This is a genomic window from Bacillus sp. FSL K6-1366 (assembly GCF_037976695.1).
Classification (GTDB): domain Bacteria; phylum Bacillota; class Bacilli; order Bacillales; family Bacillaceae; genus Bacillus; species Bacillus subtilis.
This window is the reverse complement of sequence record NZ_CP150268.1, coordinates 2,292,501-2,295,000: the sequence shown is the minus strand read 5'-3', so window position 1 is coordinate 2,295,000 and position 2,500 is coordinate 2,292,501. Positions and strand designations below refer to the sequence as shown.

Below are 2,500 nucleotides of genomic sequence, written 5' to 3'. Positions count from 1 at the left end.
GGCAGTCACCTTAGAGTGCCCAACTGAATGCTGGCAACTAAGATCAAGGGTTGCGCTCGTTGCGGGACTTAACCCAACATCTCACGACACGAGCTGACGACAACCATGCACCACCTGTCACTCTGCCCCCGAAGGGGACGTCCTATCTCTAGGATTGTCAGAGGATGTCAAGACCTGGTAAGGTTCTTCGCGTTGCTTCGAATTAAACCACATGCTCCACCGCTTGTGCGGGCCCCCGTCAATTCCTTTGAGTTTCAGTCTTGCGACCGTACTCCCCAGGCGGAGTGCTTAATGCGTTAGCTGCAGCACTAAGGGGCGGAAACCCCCTAACACTTAGCACTCATCGTTTACGGCGTGGACTACCAGGGTATCTAATCCTGTTCGCTCCCCACGCTTTCGCTCCTCAGCGTCAGTTACAGACCAGAGAGTCGCCTTCGCCACTGGTGTTCCTCCACATCTCTACGCATTTCACCGCTACACGTGGAATTCCACTCTCCTCTTCTGCACTCAAGTTCCCCAGTTTCCAATGACCCTCCCCGGTTGAGCCGGGGGCTTTCACATCAGACTTAAGAAACCGCCTGCGAGCCCTTTACGCCCAATAATTCCGGACAACGCTTGCCACCTACGTATTACCGCGGCTGCTGGCACGTAGTTAGCCGTGGCTTTCTGGTTAGGTACCGTCAAGGTACCGCCCTATTCGAACGGTACTTGTTCTTCCCTAACAACAGAGCTTTACGATCCGAAAACCTTCATCACTCACGCGGCGTTGCTCCGTCAGACTTTCGTCCATTGCGGAAGATTCCCTACTGCTGCCTCCCGTAGGAGTCTGGGCCGTGTCTCAGTCCCAGTGTGGCCGATCACCCTCTCAGGTCGGCTACGCATCGTCGCCTTGGTGAGCCGTTACCTCACCAACTAGCTAATGCGCCGCGGGTCCATCTGTAAGTGGTAGCCGAAGCCACCTTTTATGTTTGAACCATGCGGTTCAAACAACCATCCGGTATTAGCCCCGGTTTCCCGGAGTTATCCCAGTCTTACAGGCAGGTTACCCACGTGTTACTCACCCGTCCGCCGCTAACATCAGGGAGCAAGCTCCCATCTGTCCGCTCGACTTGCATGTATTAGGCACGCCGCCAGCGTTCGTCCTGAGCCAGGATCAAACTCTCCGATAAAGTAGTTTGACTGACTACGCACATCGCTGTGCGATTTATAAAAAAATGAATTAACAGGTACGTTTTGTCTTGTTTAGTTTTCAAAGATCATTTTGTTTGCTTGCTTTGTTAAAGCAACTTTATTAGTATACAACGTCACTTCTTCAAAGTCAACAACTTTTTAAAAACTTTTGGTGGAGCCTAGCGGGATCGAACCGCTGACCTCCTGCGTGCAAAGCAGGCGCTCTCCCAGCTGAGCTAAGGCCCCATAAAAAATGGTCGGGAAGACAGGATTCGAACCTGCGACCCCATGGTCCCAAACCATGTGCTCTACCAAGCTGAGCTACTTCCCGATTTCCCATCTATTCTATTAAAAGATATGGCGCGCCCGAGAGGAGTCGAACCCCTAACCTTTTGATCCGTAGTCAAACGCTCTATCCAATTGAGCTACGGGCGCAAAACATAATGCCGAGGGCCGGACTTGAACCGGCACGGTAGTCACCTACCGCAGGATTTTAAGTCCTGTGTGTCTGCCAATTCCACCACCCCGGCGTGGATGGTATAGTTGGAGCGGAAGACGGGATTCGAACCCGCGACCCCCACCTTGGCAAGGTGGTGTTCTACCACTGAACTACTTCCGCAGACAGGATGTCCAGTTTTTCTAACTGTTATCCTATATAATGCGGGTGAAGGGACTTGAACCCCCACGTCATAAAGACACTAGATCCTAAGTCTAGCGCGTCTGCCAATTCCGCCACACCCGCGTAAAATGGTGAGCCATGAAGGACTCGAACCTTCGACCCTCTGATTAAAAGTCAGATGCTCTACCAACTGAGCTAATGGCTCTTCTACAAGAGACTTGAGTATTATATCATATAAAAGTGGTGCCGGCAAGAGGACTTGAACCCCCAACCTACTGATTACAAGTCAGTTGCTCTACCAATTGAGCTACACCGGCATAATGGTGGAGGATGACGGGCTCGAACCGCCGACCCTCTGCTTGTAAGGCAGATGCTCTCCCAGCTGAGCTAATCCTCCATAATTGCACTAACGTGCAATTGCTTGGCGGCGTCCTACTCTCACAGGGGGAAACCCCCGACTACCATCGGCGCTGAAGAGCTTAACTTCCGTGTTCGGTATGGGAACGGGTGTGACCTCTTCGCTATCGCCACCAAACAAATTGAGAGTGTTCTCTCAAAACTAGATAACAGGTGTGACATCATTCAAAAATATGGTTAAGTCCTCGATCGATTAGTATCTGTCAGCTCCATGTGTCGCCACACTTCCACCTCAGACCTATCAACCTGATCATCTTTCAGGGATCTTACTTCCTTGCGGAATGGGAAATCTCA

General features: G+C 51.5%; 9 tRNA genes and 3 rRNA genes (2 of these 12 only partly in view). All 12 read right to left on the bottom strand.

Going from position 1 to position 2,500, the window contains the following annotated elements:
- Positions 1-1,169, bottom strand: a 16S ribosomal RNA gene (locus MHI44_RS12070) (it extends 381 nt beyond the left edge of the window).
- Between the two features lie 171 nt (positions 1,170-1,340).
- Positions 1,341-1,416, bottom strand: a tRNA-Ala gene (locus MHI44_RS12065).
- Between the two features lie 8 nt (positions 1,417-1,424).
- Positions 1,425-1,501, bottom strand: a tRNA-Pro gene (locus MHI44_RS12060).
- Positions 1,502-1,528: 27 nt separating this feature from the next.
- Positions 1,529-1,605 (bottom strand) — tRNA-Arg (locus tag MHI44_RS12055).
- Between the two features lie 9 nt (positions 1,606-1,614).
- A tRNA-Leu gene (locus MHI44_RS12050) sits at positions 1,615-1,700 on the bottom strand.
- Positions 1,701-1,714: 14 nt separating this feature from the next.
- Positions 1,715-1,789, bottom strand: a tRNA-Gly gene (locus tag MHI44_RS12045).
- A gap of 40 nt (positions 1,790-1,829) precedes the next feature.
- Positions 1,830-1,912, bottom strand: a tRNA-Leu gene (locus MHI44_RS12040).
- A 6-nt stretch (positions 1,913-1,918) separates the two neighbouring features.
- Positions 1,919-1,994, bottom strand: a tRNA-Lys gene (locus MHI44_RS12035).
- Positions 1,995-2,030: 36 nt separating this feature from the next.
- Positions 2,031-2,106: transfer RNA gene (locus tag MHI44_RS12030), tRNA-Thr, on the bottom strand.
- A 4-nt stretch (positions 2,107-2,110) separates the two neighbouring features.
- Positions 2,111-2,186: transfer RNA gene (locus MHI44_RS12025), tRNA-Val, on the bottom strand.
- A gap of 22 nt (positions 2,187-2,208) precedes the next feature.
- Positions 2,209-2,324: ribosomal RNA gene (rrf, locus tag MHI44_RS12020) — 5S ribosomal RNA — on the bottom strand.
- 55 nt (positions 2,325-2,379) lie between these two features.
- Positions 2,380-2,500: ribosomal RNA gene (locus MHI44_RS12015) — 23S ribosomal RNA — on the bottom strand (it continues 2,807 nt past the right edge of the window).